Source organism: Micromonospora sp. NPDC049903 (genome assembly GCF_044460945.1).
Classification (GTDB): domain Bacteria; phylum Actinomycetota; class Actinomycetes; order Mycobacteriales; family Micromonosporaceae; genus Micromonospora.
Map to the genome: position 1 here is coordinate 198976 of NZ_JBITKL010000004.1, position 18560 is coordinate 217535.

General features: G+C 71.4%; 15 protein-coding genes, 2 tRNA genes and 1 pseudogene. 14 read left to right on the top strand and 4 right to left on the bottom strand.

All coding sequences use genetic code 11. The features are described 5' to 3' along the window. Positions 1 to 25 precede the first annotated feature (25 nt). The 8 genes from gyrA to ACIBO1_RS10595 all read left to right on the top strand — a co-directional run bounded on the left by gyrA (position 26) and on the right by ACIBO1_RS10595 (position 7915). On the top strand, positions 26 to 3805 hold the full coding sequence (gyrA, locus tag ACIBO1_RS10560; protein WP_396743770.1) for an intein-containing DNA gyrase subunit A: 3780 nt from the start codon (positions 26 to 28) through the stop codon (positions 3803 to 3805). Between the two features lie 4 nt (positions 3806 to 3809). Further along, positions 3810 to 4736 (top strand): DUF3566 domain-containing protein, encoded by a 927-nt coding sequence (locus ACIBO1_RS10565; RefSeq protein WP_396743773.1) that lies wholly within the window; start codon positions 3810 to 3812, stop codon positions 4734 to 4736. Between the two features lie 208 nt (positions 4737 to 4944). Next, positions 4945 to 5018 (top strand) — tRNA-Ile (locus ACIBO1_RS10570). 43 nt (positions 5019 to 5061) lie between these two features. Further along, the gene (locus ACIBO1_RS10575; RefSeq protein WP_217705935.1) at positions 5062 to 5190 is read left to right on the top strand and encodes a DLW-39 family protein; all 129 of its coding nucleotides are present in this window, start codon (positions 5062 to 5064) and stop codon (positions 5188 to 5190) included. Between the two features lie 40 nt (positions 5191 to 5230). Next, positions 5231 to 5303: transfer RNA gene (locus ACIBO1_RS10580), tRNA-Ala, on the top strand. Positions 5304 to 5458: 155 nt separating this feature from the next. Next, positions 5459 to 6193, top strand: coding sequence for a hypothetical protein (locus ACIBO1_RS10585; RefSeq protein ID WP_396743776.1), 735 nt, complete (start codon positions 5459 to 5461; stop codon positions 6191 to 6193). 9 nt (positions 6194 to 6202) lie between these two features. Next, positions 6203 to 6880, top strand: a complete 678-nt coding sequence (locus tag ACIBO1_RS10590) for a hypothetical protein (protein ID WP_396743779.1) — start codon at positions 6203 to 6205, stop codon at positions 6878 to 6880. Between the two features lie 48 nt (positions 6881 to 6928). Then, positions 6929 to 7915 (top strand): L-threonylcarbamoyladenylate synthase, encoded by a 987-nt coding sequence (locus tag ACIBO1_RS10595; RefSeq protein WP_396743781.1) that lies wholly within the window; start codon positions 6929 to 6931, stop codon positions 7913 to 7915. Positions 7916 to 7918: 3 nt separating this feature from the next. Here ACIBO1_RS10595 and ACIBO1_RS10600 read toward each other — a convergent pair whose 3' ends face one another. After that, positions 7919 to 12544: an HAD-IC family P-type ATPase gene (locus ACIBO1_RS10600; RefSeq protein WP_396743784.1), complete on the bottom strand. Its 4626-nt coding sequence runs from the start codon at positions 12542 to 12544 to the stop codon at positions 7919 to 7921. A 170-nt stretch (positions 12545 to 12714) separates the two neighbouring features. Between ACIBO1_RS10600 and ACIBO1_RS10605 the strand changes: the two genes are divergently transcribed. From ACIBO1_RS10605 to ACIBO1_RS10630, 6 genes are all read left to right on the top strand, one after another. Then, positions 12715 to 12975, top strand: a complete 261-nt coding sequence (locus ACIBO1_RS10605; protein ID WP_396743787.1) for a hypothetical protein — start codon at positions 12715 to 12717, stop codon at positions 12973 to 12975. 114 nt (positions 12976 to 13089) lie between these two features. After that, positions 13090 to 14538 (top strand): MFS transporter, encoded by a 1449-nt coding sequence (locus ACIBO1_RS10610; protein ID WP_396743790.1) that lies wholly within the window; start codon positions 13090 to 13092, stop codon positions 14536 to 14538. 70 nt (positions 14539 to 14608) lie between these two features. Next, positions 14609 to 15238 carry a GAP family protein gene (locus ACIBO1_RS10615; protein ID WP_396743793.1) on the top strand — a complete coding sequence of 210 codons (630 nt, stop codon included), beginning with the start codon at positions 14609 to 14611 and terminating at the stop codon, positions 15236 to 15238. A 112-nt stretch (positions 15239 to 15350) separates the two neighbouring features. Beyond that, positions 15351 to 15668, top strand: a complete 318-nt coding sequence (locus tag ACIBO1_RS10620) for a hypothetical protein (RefSeq protein WP_396743796.1) — start codon at positions 15351 to 15353, stop codon at positions 15666 to 15668. Positions 15669 to 15705: 37 nt separating this feature from the next. Next, positions 15706 to 15900, top strand: coding sequence for a hypothetical protein (locus tag ACIBO1_RS10625; RefSeq protein ID WP_396743799.1), 195 nt, complete (start codon positions 15706 to 15708; stop codon positions 15898 to 15900). A gap of 101 nt (positions 15901 to 16001) precedes the next feature. Continuing rightward, on the top strand, positions 16002 to 16550 hold the full coding sequence (locus tag ACIBO1_RS10630; protein ID WP_396743802.1) for a YbaK/EbsC family protein: 549 nt from the start codon (positions 16002 to 16004) through the stop codon (positions 16548 to 16550). Between the two features lie 53 nt (positions 16551 to 16603). On the opposite strand, the pseudogene ACIBO1_RS10635 reads toward ACIBO1_RS10630, so the two are convergent. The 3 genes and pseudogenes from ACIBO1_RS10635 to ACIBO1_RS10645 form a co-directional block, all read right to left on the bottom strand. After that, positions 16604 to 17257: pseudogene (locus tag ACIBO1_RS10635) on the bottom strand (DsbA family protein); the annotation flags it as partial. Between the two features lie 135 nt (positions 17258 to 17392). Further along, positions 17393 to 17821: a SufE family protein gene (locus tag ACIBO1_RS10640; RefSeq protein ID WP_396743805.1), complete on the bottom strand. Its 429-nt coding sequence runs from the start codon at positions 17819 to 17821 to the stop codon at positions 17393 to 17395. Positions 17822 to 18122: 301 nt separating this feature from the next. Next, a complete protein-coding gene (locus tag ACIBO1_RS10645; protein ID WP_350697960.1) occupies positions 18123 to 18548 on the bottom strand; it encodes a CBS domain-containing protein in 426 nt (141 codons plus the stop codon). Positions 18549 to 18560: the final 12 nt, after the last annotated feature.

Genomic DNA, 18560 nt, shown 5'->3' on the forward strand with positions numbered 1-18560 from the left:
ACTCTCAGTCTGATAAGGGTTAACAGTGACCGATTCCCCCGAGTCCACACCGAACGAGCCCGAGGTCCCCGAGGCGCCGGCTGCCGTGGTCGCCCACGACCGCATCGAGCCGGTCGGGCTCGAGGTGGAGATGCAGCGCTCCTACCTCGACTACGCGATGAGCGTCATCGTCGGGCGGGCGTTGCCGGACGTCCGGGACGGGCTCAAGCCGGTCCACCGCAAGATCCTCTACGCCATGTTCGACTCGGGCTACCGGCCGGACCGTGGTTACGTCAAGTGTTCGCGCGTCGTCGGCGACGTGATGGGCCAGTTCCACCCGCACGGGGACTCGGCCATCTACGACGCCCTGGTCCGGATGGCCCAGCCCTGGTCGCTGCGCTACCCGCTGGTCGACGGCAACGGCAACTTCGGTTCGCCCGGAAACGATCCGGCTGCCGCCATGAGGTACTGTATCGCCGCAGATGTCCGTATTCGTACCGCTGGTGGCAGCGTGCGGATCGGCGACGTGGTGCCGGCCGCAGCGTCGAGCAGCGAGACCGACATCGACCTCAAGGTCCGCGACCGCAACGGTGACCTGGTCCGCGCCTCGGCGTTCTTCCACTCCGGCGAGCACCCGACGCTGCGGCTGCGCACCCGCGAGGGGTACGAGCTGACCGGCACCCACAACCACCCGGTGCTCTGCCTGGTGGACGTGGCCGGTGTGCCGACGCTGCTCTGGAAGCTTCTCGCTGAGATCTCCCCCGGTGACCGGGTGGTACTCCAGCGCAGCGTGCCGGACGAGATCGGCTACCCGATGCTGGAGCACGTCGAGGCGGCCGTCCTCGCGGGTGCCTTCGTCAGCGAGGGCTGGGTCTCCGAGACCCGTGCGGGCTTCAACAACGTCGACCGCGAGTTCTTCGTCCGCGTCCTGGCGGCGTACGACCTTGCCGTCGGTGGGCGCCGGTATGCCAGCGAGCGGGTGATCGCGTCCGGGAGTGTCCTGCACGAGCTCGACATTCAGGATCTCTCCGCGCTCCGGGCCAGCATCCTCGGTGAGATGGTCGGTGCGCGCCGCGCCGACAAGTTCGTGCCGGAGTTCGTCTGGCAGGGACCGGCCGCGATCAAGCGGGCCTTCCTCCAGGCCCTCTTCGAGGGGGACGGCTCCTCCTCGCTGCTGCCGCGCAACACCATCCAGATCTCGTACTCCACGCGCAGCGAGCGGCTCGCCCGCGAGGTGCAGCAGTTGCTGCTGGAGTTCGGCGTCGTCAGCCGCCAGTGCCGGTACGACGACGGCGAGATCAAGGTCGTGGTGACCAACCGCCGGGACGCGCGGATCTTCGCCGCCCAGGTCGGCTTCCTCGGCCGCAAGCAGGCCAAGCTGGAGTCGGAGCTGGCCTCGGTCCCGGCGAGCAGCACGGCGCTCTCCAGCGACCACGTACCGCTGGTCGGTGACTTCATCCGCGAGCACGGCGCCAGCCGCTGGACCGAGCGGGACTGGCTGCGCCGGCACAACGTGGACCGGATCGAGCGCTGGGAGCGCGATCGCGACGAGATCGCCGCCCGGATCACCGAATCCGAGGTGCTCGACGTGGTCGAGCCGTTGGTGGACGGTCGCTTCTACTACGCCGAGGTGGCCGGGGTCACCGACGCGGGTGTGCAACCGGTCTACAGCATCCGGGTGGACACCGACGACCACTCGTTCGTCTCCGACGGGTTCGTCAGCCACAACACCGAGTGCAAGCTCGACCCACTCGCCATGGAGATGCTGCGGGACATCGACGAGGACACCGTCGACCTGCAGGACAACTACGACGGCCGGGCCAAGGAGCCCACCATCCTGCCGTCGCGGATCCCGAACCTGCTGATCAACGGCTCCGAGGGCATCGCGGTCGGCATGGCGACCAAGATCCCGCCGCACAACCTGCGGGAGATCGGCGCGGCGGTGCAGTGGTGCCTGGAGAACCCGGAGGCGGACGAGGCCACCACGCTTGAGGCGCTGTTGGAGATCGTCAAGGGTCCGGACTTCCCCACCCACGGTCTGATCGTCGGCCAGTCCGCGATCCAGGACGCGTACCGCACCGGTCGGGGTTCGATCCGGATGCGCGCGGTGGTGGAGGTCGAGGAGGACAAGCGCGGTCGGCCGGCGCTGGTGGTCAGCGAGCTGCCGTACCAGGTGAACCCGGACAACCTGGCTGAGCGGATCGCCGAGCTGATCAAGGAGGGCAAGCTCGGCGGGATCGCCGACATCCGCGACGAGTCCTCCGGGCGTACCGGCATGCGGATCGTGCTGGTGCTCAAGCGCGACGCTGTCGCGAAGGTCGTGCTGAACAACCTCTACAAGCACACGCAGCTCCAGGAGACCTTCGGCGCGAACATGCTGGCGCTGGTCGACGGGGTGCCGCGCACGCTGAACCTGGCGCAGTTCATCCGCTACTACGTCGAGCACCAGATCGAGGTGATCCGGCGGCGGACGGCCTTCCGGCTGCGCAAGGCCGAGGAGCGGGCGCACATCCTGCGTGGTCTGGCCAAGGCGTTGGACGCCCTGGACGAGGTGATCGCCCTGATCCGGCGTTCGCCCACGGTCGAGGACGCCCGGCAGGGCCTGATCCGGCTGCTGGAGATCGACGAGATCCAGGCGACCGCCATCCTGGACATGCAGCTTCGCCGGCTCGCCGCGCTGGAGCGGCAGCGGATCCTCGACGACCTGGCCAAGCTGGAAGTCGAGATCGCCGACCTCAAGGACATCCTGGCCAAGCCGGAGCGGCAGCGGCGGATCGTCTCGGAGGAACTGGGCGAGATCGTCGCGAAGTGGGGCGACGACCGGCGTACCCAGATCATCCCGTTCGACGGCGAGGTCTCGATGGAGGACCTCATCGCCCGCGAGGACGTGGTGGTGACCATCACCCGCACCGGGTACGCCAAGCGGACGAAGGTGGATCTCTACCGCTCGCAGCGACGTGGCGGCAAGGGTGTCAGCGGTGCCACGCTGCGGCAGGACGACATCGTCAGCCACTTCTTCGTCTGCTCGACGCACGACTGGATGCTGTTCTTCACCAACAAGGGGCGGGTGTACCGGGCCAAGGCGTACGAGCTTCCGGAGGCCAGTAGGGTGGCCAAGGGCCAGCACGTGGCCAATCTGCTCGCGTTCCAACCGGACGAGCAGATCGCACAGATCATCGAGATCCCGAATTACCAGGTGGCGCCCTACCTGGTCCTGGCGACGAAGAACGGCCTGGTGAAGAAGACGCGGCTTGAGGAGTTCGACTCCAACCGGTCCGGCGGAATCATCGCGATCAACCTGCGCGATGAGGACGAGCTGGTCGGTGCTGCGCTGGTCGATCCCGGCGAGGACCTGCTGTTGGTCTCCAAGAACGCCCAGGCGATCCGCTTCAACGCGACCGACGAGGCCCTGCGGCCGATGGGTCGGGCCACGTCGGGTGTGATCGGCATGCGCTTCAGCGACGAGGACGAGTTGCTGGCCATGGAGGTCGTTCGCGAGGGGCTGGACGTGCTCGTCGCCACGAACGGGGGATACGCGAAACGTACCCCGATCGAGGAATACCCGGTCCAGGGCCGGGGAGGTAAGGGCGTACTGACTGCGAAGATCACCGAACGGCGCGGTGGTCTGGTCGGCGCTGTGGTGATCGACCCGGACGACGAGCTGTTTGCCATCACTAGCAACGGTGGCGTTATCCGGACTCCGGTGAAGCCTGTACGCCGTACACGCGACCGGAACACAATGGGGGTCAAGCTGATGGACCTCCCGGATGGCGTGACTATCGTGGCGATTGCTCGCAATGCCGACGAGCCTGACGAACAGGACTAGTTGAATGACGGAGACACAGGCGAAGTCGGGGAACGCGGGGACCTCGGCCAACCCGGTCGACGAGGACGCCGCGAAGACCGGCACGCCAGCAACCGGCCGCGCGGCCGTGGGCCGGGCGACCGTCCCGGCCGACGCGCCTGCCCCGAAGTTCACTCGGGCCCCCGGTATGGCTCCGCCGCCCGACAAGCCCACAGACGGCAAGGACGCCGAGGCGTCCGGCGACAAGCCGGGCACCGAGGCCGCCGGCTCCCCGGGCACACCGACAGCTGCCGCCAGCGCCGCCGGCAAGCCGTCGACCGCGTCGACGACCGGGCCTCGCCCGGGTCAGTCCTCGCCGGGCACCACCGGCGTGCTGCCGGCGGCGAGCACCGGGACGACAGGTACCCAGCCCCGGATCACCGGCCTCGGGGCGAGGCCGGACACCACTCGCCCGCTCGGCACGGGTCGCCCGACGAACGGGGGCGGTCTGCCTCCGGGAGTCGGCTCGTCGGCCGTCGGCGCCGCGCGGGTGGGCGAGGCGGTACGCGCCGCGCGTACCTCGGTCAGCTCGGCCGCGTCGCGCGGACCGCGCCGGGCCCGACTGAACCTCAAGCGGATCGACCCCTGGTCCGTGATGAAGTTCGCGTTCGCGGTGTCGGTGGTGCTGTTCATCGTCATCGTGGTCGCGACGTCGGTGCTCTACCTCGCGCTGGACGCGATGGGCGTCTTCGCCAGCGTGAACGACAGCCTGGCCGACCTGGTCAACGCGGGCGGTGGGCAGGGCACCAGCGGCTTCCAGATCACCGCACGCGGCGTGATCTTCAGTTCGGCGCTGATCGGCCTGGTCAACGTCGTCCTGTTCACCGCGCTGGCCACGCTCGGTGCGTTCGTCTACAACGTCTGCGCCGACCTGGTCGGCGGCATCGAGCTGACGCTCGCCGAGCGCGACTGACACCTCAGCACCATCGCCTCCGGGCCGGCCGCTCTTCGCGGCCGGCCCGGTCGCCGTTTCCGCCCCCGACCCGAGGCGTCCCGGTATCTCGGTGGGCTCGCCACCGGCTCTCGGGTAGGTTCGAGTACGACGGTGTCGGGCAGTCCCGAGGGCCTACCCCGATTTGGGGCGGCGTGAGCGGATGGGTTAACCTTGCTCGTCGCTACGCGGGGCTATAGCTCAGTCGGTTAGAGCGCAGAGCTGATAACTCTGAGGTCGCTGGTTCGATTCCAGCTAGCCCCACCGCAATGGTCCGACGGTACGTCGAGCGTAAGGGGCAGGCCCCATGTTCAAGAAGCTGTTGATCCTGGCCGGCGTCGTCGGTGTGGCCGCCGTGGTGGCCAAGAAGATCAAGGAAGCGAACGACGAGCGCGCGCTCTGGCACGAGGCCACCACCTCCCCGGACCTGCGCTGACCGTCAGCGTTCCGACCGGCGGGCGCCCCAGCCCGCGTACGGGGCCCTAGCTCAACTGGCAGAGCACTGCCTTTGCAAGGCAGGGGTTAGGGGTTCGAGTCCCCTGGGCTCCACTTACACCTCCGCTTCCGGGAGGGCTCTCGTGGATTTGCCGAGAGTCATAAGGCGTACTCTTCATCAGCTTCAGTGGTCTGTTTTGCCTCCGCGCAGTCAGTACGGACGGTAGTCGGGACTGCGGCGAAGTGCGACACCGTCGTATGTTGCCGGCATGGTGTTTGCCGATCGACTCCGCCTCGGCGCTACCCGGATCTTGACCGGAGCGCTTCTGCTAGCGCTGGCGGCCTGCGGATCTACCGGCTCATCCGTTCCGTCGAGCAGCTTGCCGCCAGAGGTGGGAGTGGCGACGAGCGCACCTCCACAAGCACCAGAGGACGCGCCTGCGGAGGAGGGAAGGGAGCGGCTGCCCCACGAGGTGCTCGCCACCAACATCCGCCTGGCTCGTACGGCCTGCAAGGGATGTGGCGCGGAGCTGAATCTCGACGCGGCCACGCAGCAGAAGTCGATCGTGAGCTTGATGCGGGAGCACGCTCAGCACAAGGATTTCGTGCTCAGTGAGGCAAACGCAGAGCGGGCACTCTACGGCCCCGAGGGGTCGACGCCGACGCTCGCCGGTGCGAACAAGCCGCCACCGGACGTCTCGTTTCTCGACAAGAGCGGGCAGGAAGTGTATCGGCGAGAGGTCAAGACGTTCAGTGGGGCGCCCACTACCTTCGCCCGGCAGTTCGAGGACTACGCCAAGAAGCTGACCTATCGGGGTGAGTTGTTCGTACAGGTGCCCCCAGGAACCGACGTGCGTCGGTTGATGGAGGCATTCTGGGCCAAGAACCGCGACGATCGCCGGCTCGCGCGGTACGCGGACGTGTACGTTGCTTTCCACACGCCGGACGGGCGCCCATTGGGGCTGTGGATGCTGGGAGCGCGGGGCATGGGCGTACCTGGTTAGGGGATGGCAATGGGGGCTTCCGCTTTTCTCTACTGCTCGTGCAACCGGATCTGTTGGGGTCTCGGCAAGCCGCTGAGTGAACAGCCCGGCGCTGCGCTGACCCGGTACGCCGGTAACCCGGACGAGCCGGTCTTCTCGCAGTGTCGCTCCGCGTCGAGCGCCTTGTGGAAGCTGCTCGCCGATCACGGTGGGCACCGGTTGCGGGTGGCCCATGACTGGGACCCGGAGTTGCACCGGCAGATGGAGACCGGTTGTCTTCCGGCGATGCTGGACGGCGACGGGGAGGATGACATCTCCTTCTCGGCGTATCTGGCGGGCTGGCCGGAGGGTGGTTTCGCGGATCTGCTGTCTGCTGGGTTCGACGCGTCCGACGAGGGGTTCCTGCGCTGTGCGGAGTGCTCGGAGCGTCTATCGCTGGGCCGCGTGTTGCGGGATCGGGCGGGCGCGCCGTTGCTGTTCCACGCGGGTGCGGTTGACGGGGTGCCCAACTCTCGGCAGCCGGACCTGAACCGGGCGGCCTGGCGCTTCCTGGCCGTGCACTTCACCCATCCGATGCGGGTCGTCACGACCGCCGTCGGGGAGGCGGGCGAGTACGCCGAGCAGGACCTCGGGGGCGATGCCACGGTCGGCGGTACGGGACCGGGGGCGGTGCCGATCACGGCGTACGTCGCCGACTTCTCCGGGTGAGTCGGGGCATGTCGGGTGAGGCGTCGGACGCAGGCTAGCGTCGAGGGTGTGAGCACTGGATCTCCGCGTGTCCTGCCCGCCGAGGGTGACCTGACCGAGGCCGCCTCGGTGCTGCGTACCGGCGGGTTGGTGGCCTTTCCCACCGAGACCGTCTACGGCCTGGGGGCGAACGCGTTGGACGCGCGGGCAGCGGCCCGGATCTTCGAGGCGAAGGCGCGGCCGAGTTTCGATCCGTTGATCACCCACCTTGCCGACGCCGCTGACCTGGAAGCGCTGGTGGGGGTGGTCTCCGCGGGCGTAGCGGCGTTGGCGGACCGGTTCTGGCCGGGTCCGTTGACGTTGATCGTGGACCGGCCGGACGTGATCCCGCCGATCGTCACCTCCGGGTTGGCGACGATGGCGGTACGGGTGCCGGACAACGAGTACGCGCGGCGGCTGATCGCCACGGCGGGGGTGCCGGTGGCTGCGCCGAGCGCCAACCGGTTCGGGCAGCTCAGTCCGACCCGGGCGGAGCACGTGGTACGCGGGCTGGGTGGCGCGGTGGACGTGGTGCTCGACGGCGGGCCGACCCGGTGCGGGATCGAGTCGACGATCGTGGACGCCCGGGGGGACCGTCCGGTGGTGCTGCGTCTGGGCGCGTTGCCGGTCGAGGAGTTGGAGAAGGTCACCGGCCCGGTGACGGTGCGCCAGGGCAGTTCGGGGCAGCCGGTCGCGCCGGGGACGTTGGCCGCGCACTACGCGCCCCGTACGCCGCTGCGTCTGCGGGACGCGGGGACGTTGCCTGTCGAGGACGGGGTTCGGCGCGGCTACCTGGCGTTCCGGGATCGGCCGGCGGAGGGTTGGGCGGCGGTGGAGGTGCTCTCGACCGCCGGTGACCTGACCGAGGCGGCGGCACGGCTCTTCGAGGCACTGCACCGGTTGGACGCCGCCGGGGTCACCGAGATCGTCGCCGAGCCGGTGCCGGAGAGCGGGGTGGGGCGGGCGGTCAACGACCGGCTGCGTCGCGCCGCCGCGACCTGGCATTCTGCGGGCTGACGCTCAGGATTCCTGCGGCCCGGGGCCGACTTGGGAAGCCCGACCGTCCGACCACGCCGCGCTCGATGACGCACCATCGGCCCGCGCACCGTCGGCCTGAGTGTCGTCCCCCGGGTGACCGTCACCCCGCGCACCGTCCACCTGGAGACCGTGGGCCCGAGCGTCCTCGACCAGGGCACCTTCGGCCCGGCGTCCGCCAGCCGACACGCCGTCGCCACCAGCGCCGTCGGCAGGAGAGCTGTCGGCATGAGCGCGGTCGGTCTGGGGTAGGCGGGCGACCAGTTTGGTGAGGGCGCCGTTGGCGAAGGTGGCGCCGAGCGCGGAGCCGGTCGCGATGGTCCAGCCGACCGGTCCGAGCGGGGTGCACCCGAAGAACTGACTCACGCCGGGGGTCTGCACCACGACGGCCAGCACGCCGACCGAGGCGGCGGTGGAGGCGAGTACGGACGGGCTGGTGCCGCCGGCCAGTACGGTCTGGCCGAGTTGGGTGCCGACCAGCGAGACCAGGGCGACGGTGCCGGCGCGTCGGCGGCTGCCGGTGTAGCGGGCGAGCGTCCAGCCGGCGGTGGCGCCGAGGGTGGTGGCGGCGGCGCGCAGCCCGATCTCTCGGGTCATGGTCTCGCCGAGGGAAGTGTCGGGGCCCTCACGGAGCAGGCCGTCGGTGTGGTCGCCGTCGCCGGGTGGACGGACGGCGATGGCCAGTGCGGGTGCCATGTCGGTGAGCAGGTTGACCAACAGCAGTTGGCGTCCGTTGAGGGCGGCCTGACCGGTGGCGGCGGCGGTCAGCACGCTGAACGCGATCTCGCCGAGGTTGCCGCCGACCAGGATGCTCAGCGCGTGGCGGACCGAGGACCACATCGCCCGGCCTTCGACCAGGGTGGCGATGATGGTCTCCAGCCGGTCGTCCGTGACCACCAGGTCGGCGGCGGCGCGGGCGGCCGGGGTGCCCCGTTGGCCGAGGGCGATGCCCACGTCGGCCAGCCGGATGGCGGGTGCGTCGTTGGCGCCGTCGCCGGTCATCGCGACGGTCCGGCCGCACTTCTGCAACGCCTGGATGATCCGGACCTTGTGTGCAGGGGTGCAGCGGGCGACCACGTCGGTGGCGGCGAGCCGGGCGGCGAGGGCGTCGTCGTCGAGGGTGTCGAGTTCGGTGGCGGTGACCACCCGCTGGGCGTCGCCCGCGCTGATGGTGGCGGCGATGGCCTCGGCGGTCGCCGGATGGTCGCCGGTGATCATGATGGTGTGCACGCCGGCCTGCCGGATCCGGCGGACGGCGGGGGCGGCGCTGTCGCGTACGCCGTCGGCGATCGCCAGGAATCCGGTGAAGACCAGGCCGCGTACGTCGTCGTCGGTGAGGTCGGGGTCGCTGACCACGCATTCGGCGACGGCCAGGATGCGGTGTCCGGCTCCGGCGCGCTCACCGAGCAGGCGGTGCAGGTCCGCCCGGCCCGCGTCGTCGAGCGGTTCGTCGCGGCCGTTGGTGCGGCGGGCGGCACAGCGCGGCAGTACGCGCTCCGGCGCGCCCTTCACGCTGAGCAGCATCCGCCCCTCGGTCTCGCCCACGGTGGCGTGGTAGCCCCGGGACGGCTCGAACGGCAGGCCGCCGATCGCGCGCCAGCCAGGGGCCGCGTACTGCTCGGGGATGTCGGCGGAGGTCGCACCGCGCAGCACCGCGCGGTCGGTCTGCATGGACAGTTCCTCGGGATCGTCGGCGGCGGGGGTGGCGCGTAGCGCGGTGGCGAGGATCCGCCGGAGCCGGTCGTCGAGTCGGTCGGCCGGGGCGTACCCGTCGGCGTCGCCGACGCCCGCCAGCAGCAGGTGTCCCTCGGTGAGGGTGCCGGTCTTGTCGAAGCAGAGAACGTCGACCCGGCCGAGCGCCTCGATGGTGCGTGGGTTGCGGACCAACGCGCCGTGTTCGGCGAGCCGTCGGGCGGCGGCCAGTTGGGCGGCGCTGACCAGGAACGGCAGACCCTCCGGTACGGAGGCGACGGCCAGGTTCGCGGCGGTGGCCGCGGTCTGCGCCAGGGGTACGCCGCGTAGCAGCCCGGCACCGACGACGGCCAGGGCCGACCCGGCTGCCAGCGGGATCGCGGCCCGGGTCAGTCGTCCGAGCCGGGCCTCGACGCCGCTGGCGGGCGGGGCCTGCCGGGCGAGGGCGAGGCTGCGTCCGGCCTCGGTGTCGGTGCCGGTGGCCACCACCACGGCGACGCCGCGTCCGGCGGCGATGGTGGTGCCCTCGTAGAGCATCGACCGGCGGTCGGCGACGGCGGCGGCCACCACCGGCTGGTCGGTTTTGGCGACCGGCAGCGACTCGCCGGTCAGGGAGGACTCGTCGGTCTCCAGACCGACACTCTCCAGCACTCGGCAGTCGGCGGGTACGGCGTCGCCGGATTCGAGCACGATCACGTCTCCGGGCACGAGGTCCTCGGCCGGGATCACCCGTTCCGTGCCGTCCCGGCAGACCCGGGCGGTGACCGCCGAGCGGGACAGCAACGCGGCCAGCGACTTCTCGGTGTTGCGCTGGTGCACCGCGCCGACCAGCGCGGACGCGCCGACCACGCCACCGACCAGGGCGGCGTCGACGAGTGAGCCGAAGCTTGCGGAGAGGACCGCTCCGGCGGCGAGCACCGGTGTGAGCGGGTTGGCCAGTTCGTCGACGAAGGCCCGTAGCAGCCCGCCGGGGCCGGAGGTCTCGCCCGGTCCGGCGGCGCGTCGACGTTCGGCCTCGGTCTCGGTCAGGCCGCCGCGCCCGGTGCCGAGCTGGTCGAGGACGGTCGGGATCGGCATCAGGTGCCAGGCGGTGATGGCCGGGGCCGCCGATTCGGTGCGGGCGGAGAGTCGGCCGGCGCGCCACATGCCGTGCGCGAAGGCCAGTGCCGCCGCGCCGTTGACCGAGGCGAGGGAACGGCCGGGTAGCAGCGCGGGGTCGGCGGTGAAGGCCGCGAGTGCGCCGAGGCCGCTGCCGGCCAGCCCGATGCGCATGTTCTGGGCGGTCATCCGGCGGGCCACCCCGGCCGCCTCGATGATCAGTGCGACCGACCGCAGGTCGGTGCCGACCAGCAGGTGCGCGCCCCAGGGCGGGGTGGCCTCCGGGTCGGCGACGCCCAGGCCGCAGTCCGCCGCGGCGAGTGCCGCGCGGTCGCCGGATACGACCATCACCACCGCTCCCTCGCGTTGCAGGGTGCGGACCGATTCGGCCAGCCGGCCGTCGCCGGGCAGCAGCGCGTCGGCGGAGGCGTACCGCTCGGTGTCGTCGCCGGCCACGACGAGCCGCAGGCCGGCCTGTCGGGCGACGGCGGGCAGGGTGTCGACGCCGGGCGCGGGTTCCGGTTCCACCCGCAGTACGGACGCCAGGGTGTCGCCCTGCACCAGGCCGAGCAGCGTGCCGCCGCGTTCGCGTAGCCGGCGGCTGTCGTCGGTGTCGCCGGGATCGTGGGCGTCGAGGTGGTCGAGGGGGCCGAGTCGCCACCCGTCGAGTCGGCGTACGTCGGTCGGGGCGGCCGGTTCGAACAGGGCGAACGCCCGTGCCGCCACCTGGGAGGTGTCGGCGCCGGGCAGCGGGGCCAGGTCGGCCAGGACGCCCCGGTCGGAGCCGAGCACCCGGGCGTCGAGGACCAGCGTGTCGATCCGGTCGAGTTCGCGCAGCACGCTCCGGTCCATTGCGATGACGCCCCGCCGGGCGAGGATGCGGCCGAGGTGGGCGGCGTACCCCTCACGGCCGCTGCCCGGTGCCTTGGGCAGCGTGGAGAGCCCCAGCGCGGCGGCGCGTTTCGGACCGACGACGGGTGTGGCGGCGGCGAAGGCCGCCGCGCCGGTGCCGAGCATCCGGGTGACGTACCGCTCCGGGGCGCCGTCCGGTTTCGGGCAGGGACGTTCGCCGACCGGCGAGCGGGCCACGGCCCGGTCCGGCTCTCCGGTGAGCCGGGGTTCGGCCTTCTCCCAGGCGTGCAGTTGGGCGAGCCCCTCGCCCCACTGCACGATGCGCTGGGCGCCGTCCAGCACGATGCCCGTCCAGCCGCCGGTGAGGCCCTGCACCACCGCTTCGGCGAGCGGGAAGATGACCTCGGCGCGGGGGTCGCGGCGCAGGCCGAAACCGGCGAGGGCGTGCAGCTTCGGGTGCAGGTCGATGGCGCTGAGCAGGCCGGAGACCTCGGCGGGTACCGGGGTCACGGGCAGGATCCGGGTGGCCGCGGAGATGGTCAGGCCGAGCGCGTCGGAGGCGAGCGCACCGAGGGTACGGGCGGTGCGCGGCCCCTCCTCGGGTGGATGCGGGGGCGGAATCTCCGGGTCGGGCTCGTGGGGGCAGGTGCGTTCGACCCGGGAGATGGTGGCGATCAGCTCGCGTACCTTCGGTCCCGGTGTGTCGACGGCGACGACCACCCGTCCGGAGGGGGCGTTGACCCGGGCCCAGAGCACGCCGGGCGTCCGTTCCAGGGCCGCCTCGACCTGCCGGGCCAGCGTGTCGCCGCCGTCCTGGCAGACGCCGTGCACCTCGATGTGGTGGCGTCCCGGCCGGGACCACACCCGGCGGCTGGACAGACCGATGGCCCGGGCCAGCCGGGTCGCGGCGGCGCCGACGCCGCGCGTGGCGTCGCCGACCAGCGGCGGTACGGATACGGGTCGCCGCATCTCGCCTCCTACCGTTCGGCCCGGCGGCCTGGCTTCCCGGCCGGGCGTCCCTTATGCCCGTCGGGACGGGGAAGTTTCTCGCCTCGGCGGGCATGGACCGCCTCGGCGGTGGAATCCGGGGTGGGCGTCGTCGTCCACGGGAGGCGTCGTCGTTCACGGGGAGGGCCGAGATGAGTGCGCTGACACGAGAACTCAGCGGGACGCAGGAGACGCTGCGGGCGTTCGCCCACCGGGTGGAGATCCCATGGCTCGGCATGGTGGCCGTACCGCCGCCGGACAAGCTCGCCTACTACGCGGGGATCGGGGTGCTCACCGCGCTCCAGGTGATCGAGTGGCCGTTGGCGCTGGTGATCACCGCTGGGCACCTGCTGGCCGATCAGCGCCTGTCGGGCCTGGCCAAAGGCATAGGGGAGGCGCTGGAGTCGGCCTGAGGGTAAGCCGCGTCACCCTTGACCTGAACATGGCTTGAGGTCGCACGATCTGGTCATGTCGATCGTCCCGTTCCGGCGTTCCGTCGAGGTCCCGTCCTGCGCTGCGGGTGTTCGGTGACCGCCACCGCCTCGGCTGCGGGCGTGCCGTCGGCGGAGACGATCTTCGCCGCTCGGCTGCGGGCGATGACGGTGGGCAGCGTCGCCCTGGTCTCGTTGCTGGCCTTCGAGGCGCTGGCGGTGGGCACCGCGATGCCGACCGTGGCCCGTGCCCTGGACGGTCTGGCCCTGTATGGGATCGCCTTCGGTGGCCCGTTCGCGGCAGGCGTGGTGGCCATGGTGATCTCCGGCATCTGGTGCGACGCCCGGGGACCTCGCTGGCCGATGTGGTCCGGTCTCGGTGGCTTCGTCGTCGGGCTGCTGCTCGCCGGGAGCGCGATCACGATGGGCACGCTGGTGGTGGGCCGGATCGTGCAGGGATTCGGCTCCGGTCTGCTGTCGGTCGCGTTGTACGTGATCGTCGCGAAGGCGTACCCGGAGCACCTGCACCGGCGGATCTTCGCCGCGTTCGCCGCCGCGTGGGTGGTGCCGTCACTGGTGGGGCCGCTGCTGGCGGGCCTGGTGGTGGAGCACGTCGGCTGGCGGTGGGTCTTCCTGGCGGTGCCGGTGGTGGCGGTGCCGGCGGTCCTGCTGGTCCATCCGGGCCTGCTGTCGATCGGCGCGGGCCGGGCTACCGGAGCGGGCCGTTCGCCGGACGGGCCGGAGCCCGGCGTCGACGGGTCGGTGCGTCCGAGGCGTGACCCGTCCGGTCCGCTGACGCGGATCGGCTGGGCGTGCGGGGCGGGGGTGAGCGCCGCACTGCTGCACATCGGGGGTCAGCAGCGCGGCGCCACCGCCGTGGCGTTGGTCGCGTCGGCCCTGGTCGGTCTGCTGGTCTGCGCTCCGCGCCTGCTGCCCGGCGGTTTCCTCCGCGCCGGACGGGGCCTGCCCACCGTGGTCGGGCTGCGCGGGCTGGCCTCCGGCGCGTTCGTCGGCGCGGAGGTGGTGATCCCGCTGATGCTCTCCCGGGAACGCGGATTCTCGCCCACCGCAGCCGGCCTGGTGCTGACCACTGGGGCGGTCGCCTGGTCGTTCGGCTCGTGGCTCCAGGGCCGGGTCCGCGCGCCACGCAGCCGTGCCACCCTGCCGCGAACCGGCCTGGCCTGCATCACCGTCGGTGTCGCGGTGGTGGGCCTCACGGTGCTGCCGGCCGTACCGGTCGGGGTGGGCGTGGTCGGCTGGGCGGTGGCCGGGACCGGTATGGGTCTGCTCTATCCGTCTCTGTCGGTGCTGACCCTGGAGTTGTCGGCCCCCGGCGAGCAGGGTCGCAACAGTTCGTCGTTGCAGTTGTGCGACTCGCTCGCCGCCGCCGCCGTGCTGGCGCTGACCGGTGCGGTGCTGGCGGCGGGTGCGGCACCTGGCCCGGGCAGCTACGGGGTGACCCTCGCGGCGGCGGCCGGGCTGGCGTTGGTCGGCGCGCTGCTCGCCGGTCGGGTGGTGCCCGGCGTACGGGCCGGGACGGCCTGAGTCCGACTGACGTAGCGCATCCGCCGAATCCGGAGTGCGGGCTGGAGGCAGCCGGGAGGATGGGCACGCGATGAACTTCCTGGCTCTCCTGCCGCTGGCCGTGGTCATGGTCGCCGGGACCCAGTTGGTGGCGGCGGTCTTCTTCGCCTCCTCCGACCGGCCCCGGGCCGCCTCGCTGGGCTACCTGGCCGGCGCGGCCATCGTGGTGTGCGGTGGCACGACACTGGCCTGGCTGGTCACCCACCTGTTCCGGATCAGCGTCGACGACCGTGACGGCCGGTTCGAACGGATCGTCGACTGGCTCGTCCTGGTGCTGCTGGCCGTCCTGGCGGTGGTGGTGTTCCTGCGGCGCCACTCCGGGCCACCCACCTGGATGGGTCGGCTCCAACACGCCACCGGCCGGTATGCGCTCCGAGTCGGCCTGTTGCTCTTTCTGGCCATGCCGGCGGACGACCTGACCATGCTCACGGTCGGTGCCAGTGCCGCCCGGCAGGGTCTGCCGTGGTGGCACCTGCTGCCGTTCATGCTGCTCACCCTGACCCTGCTGGCTCTGCCGCTGCTGGCGTTGCTGCTCCTGGGGCGGCGGGCGGCGGCGGTGCTGCCCCGGATCCGGGACTGGGCCAACAGTCACGCCTGGCTGGTCAGCGAGGCGGTGATCGCGTTCTTCGTCGTACTCACCGTGCTGGAACTGGCCCGGTGAGGTGGCCCACAACTGTCACGCCACACGGTCCTCGATCCGTCGTCCCTGCAGTCGAACCCAGTTCCCGCAGTTCCTCGACGAGCTGCTGCAGACGTCGAGCAAGCTCGGCCAGGTGATCGCCGACCGGGCGGTGGTGGCCCAGCCGGTCGATCCCGGTGAGGTGGCGGACAAGCTGATCGAGCTGCTGCGCGCCGGTCCGCGCGACGGCATCGTGGAGTACGGCGGCCCCGAGGTGCTGCGGTTCGACGACGCGGTACGCACCTGGCGGCAGGCGCGGAAGTCCCGCCGACCGATGCTGCCGGTGCGATTCCCCGGCCGCCTCGGTCGCGAGCTGCGCGACGGTGGACTGGTCACCGAGGCCCACCCGACGGGTCGGCGGACCTGGGCGGACTACCTGGCCGACACGTACGGGGGAACGGCGACAAGATGACGCTCGCTCTCGTTCACGTTCGCCCTACCGTCGGCTCATGCTCACGTTCGTCGTCACCTGCCTCCTGTACGTCTGCGGCTTCGTCTTCCTCTACGGGGTGATCCGGCTCGCGGTCCGACACGCCTTCGAGGACATCGAGGCGCGCCGCGTGCAGGCGGAGCGGGCGGAGGAGATGGCCGTCGCCCGGGACCGGGCGATGCTCCAGGAACACGGCTTCCTGACCAACGGCTGACCGGCGATGGGACTGGCGTGTCCTGTTGCCGGTCGCTCCACGGCTGGCCGCTGCCCTCGGTGACGAGCGCACCCGCCCCGGATGCGACGATCGCATCCGTGATGGGAACTTTGCACACCGAGCCCGCCCGTGGTCGCCCCGACCTGTTGGCCGCACCGGTCGCCGACGCGCTGGCGCAGTGGCCCGCCGACGCGCCGGTGGACGTCGACGCGGTAGTGGTCGCGGCGATCGACGCCGAACTCGCCGACACCGCCGCCTTCTGTGACGCGTACCAGGTGGGGCTGGACGAGTCGGCCAACTGCGTGGTGGTCGCGGGCAAGCGGGAGGGCGTCGTCCGGTACGCGGCCTGCGTGGTGCTGGCCACCACCCGGGCCGACGTGAACGGGGTGGCCCGGCGCGCGCTGGACGTACGCAAGGCGAGCTTCGCCCCGATGGCCGACGCCGTCGAGTCGACCGGCATGGAGTACGGCGGCATCACCCCGATCGGGTTGCCGCCGGAGTGGCCGATCCTGGTCGACGCCCGGGTGGTGGCCGCACCGTACGTGATCATCGGGTCGGGTGTGCGGCACAGCAAGATCGCCCTGCCGGGCCCGGCGTTGGCCGTGTTGCCCGGCGCGCGGGTGGTGGAGGGCCTGGCCAAGTCGGTCTGACTGTCGAACGACGTCGATGTGGTTGCACGTGAAACATCGCCGCCGTCGATGGGTCAGGAGTCGGCGGACTCGCGCTCCGCGACCTCGTTGAGTGCGGCGAGCAGGGTGGCCGGTTCCTGGGCCCCGGAGACTCCGTACTTCCCGGCGAACACGAAGGTCGGCACGCTGGTGATGCCGAGCTGCCGCGCCTCGGTCAGCTCCTCGTCGAGCGTGGCGACGCCCTCCTCGGAATCGAGGAAGCGGCGGGCCTCCGCGCCGTCCAGCCCGACACCGGCGGCGATCTCGGCGAGCGCCTTCTGGTCGCCGATGTCGACGCCGTCGGTGAAGTGGGCCTTGTGCAGGGCGTTCACCGTCTCGGTGCCACGACCCCGCTCGGATGCCCAGTCGATCAGCCGGTGCGCCTGGAACGTGTTGGCCGCGATCGCCTGCGAGAAGTTCAGCTCCAGCCCGACGCTCGCACCGATCTCGGTGACCTGCGCGGCCATCTGCTGGGCACGCTCCGGACCGCCGAACTTGGCGGCCAACGCGTCGAGCAGCGGCACCGGCTCGGCCACCGGGGACGGGTCGAGCTGGAAGGGGCGATGCCGGACGGTGACCTCACCGTCGTACGAGGCGAGGGCCTCCTCCAGGCGACGCAGGCCGATCCAGCACCAGGGGCAGACCACGTCGGCGTAGATGTCGATCTCCATGCCCGGAGACAACCCGCCGGTACGCCGATCTGTTCCCGTACCTGCCGGTGAGTGATCCGGCCCGCTTCCGCGCCTGCCACATCGAGACGGTCAGGCCGCTCCCGCGTCTGCCACGTGAAGACAGCCGGCCTGCTTCCGGACCTGCTGGTGGGGTCAGCCGACCTGTTCGCGGACCTGGCGCTTGAGTCGGGCGAGGATGGCATTGCCGCCGCGTACCCGCAGCGGGCTGATCGCCTGCGCCAGACCCATCCGCTGGTACAGGTCGTCCGGGACGGCGAGCACCTGCTCCGGGCTCGCGCCGGCCAGCCCTTCGGCGAGAATGCCGGCGAACGCACGGGTGGTGGGCGCCTCCGGTGGGCAGTCGAACAGGGTGCGGACGATGCCCTCGGGCGTCACCTCGGCGCGCAGGAAGAACGACGTCTGGCACTCCGGCACCTGTTCCATGCCCTCGTGCCCGGTCTGGTCGGCGGGCAGCGGTGGCACCGCGTCGGAGTACTCCAGCAGCATCTCCAGCACCACCTCACGGGGCGCGGAGGCGAACTCGTCGACGATCTCCGCCAGCTTGCTCGGCATCTCGGGCATTCCGCCAGGCTACCGGCGGCGTGCTCGGCCCTGCGGTCGCGGCCGGAGTACGGCCGCGACCACGGTCGCGGTGCGGTGCGGTCCGCGCGATTGTGCATGGTTGCCGTGCGCGTGTCGCGCTCGAAGCGCGGTGCGCGGTGCGCGGTGCGCGGATGCGCCGTGCGGCTCACGGTGCGCTCGGTGCGCGGGCGCGGGCGCGGTGCGTGGTCGCGCGGTGCGGCTCGCGGTGTGCGGTGGCTGTTAATAGGGGACCCCTTCTCTACCGTAGGCGTTAAGAAGGGGCCCTTCCTTACACCTGGCCCTACACCTGGGGGGCCTGCTCGCTGATCTCGCTGAGGGCGGAGGTGGGGTCGAGCTGCATCGCCAGGTCGCCGAGGGAGACGATGCCGACCAGCTTGCGTTCGTGGTCGCAGACGAGGATGCGGCGGATGCCGCGCTCGCGCATCAGGGCGGCGGCCTTCGCGGCGGTGCAGAACTGCTCGATCATCACGACTTCGCGGGTGAGGATCGAGCCGATGGTGGCGGTCGTCGCACTGGCGTTCTCGGCCACCGCCCGGACCACGATGTCGCGGTCGGTGAGGATGCCGGCCAGTTCGGCGCCGTCGGTCACCACCACGTCGCCGATGTCGGCGTCCCGCATCACCCGGGCGGCCTCGTCCAGTGTGGTCTCCGCCGACAGGTAGATCACCTGCTTGGTCATCACGTCGACGACCCGATACTCGGTCATGAGAGCCTCCAG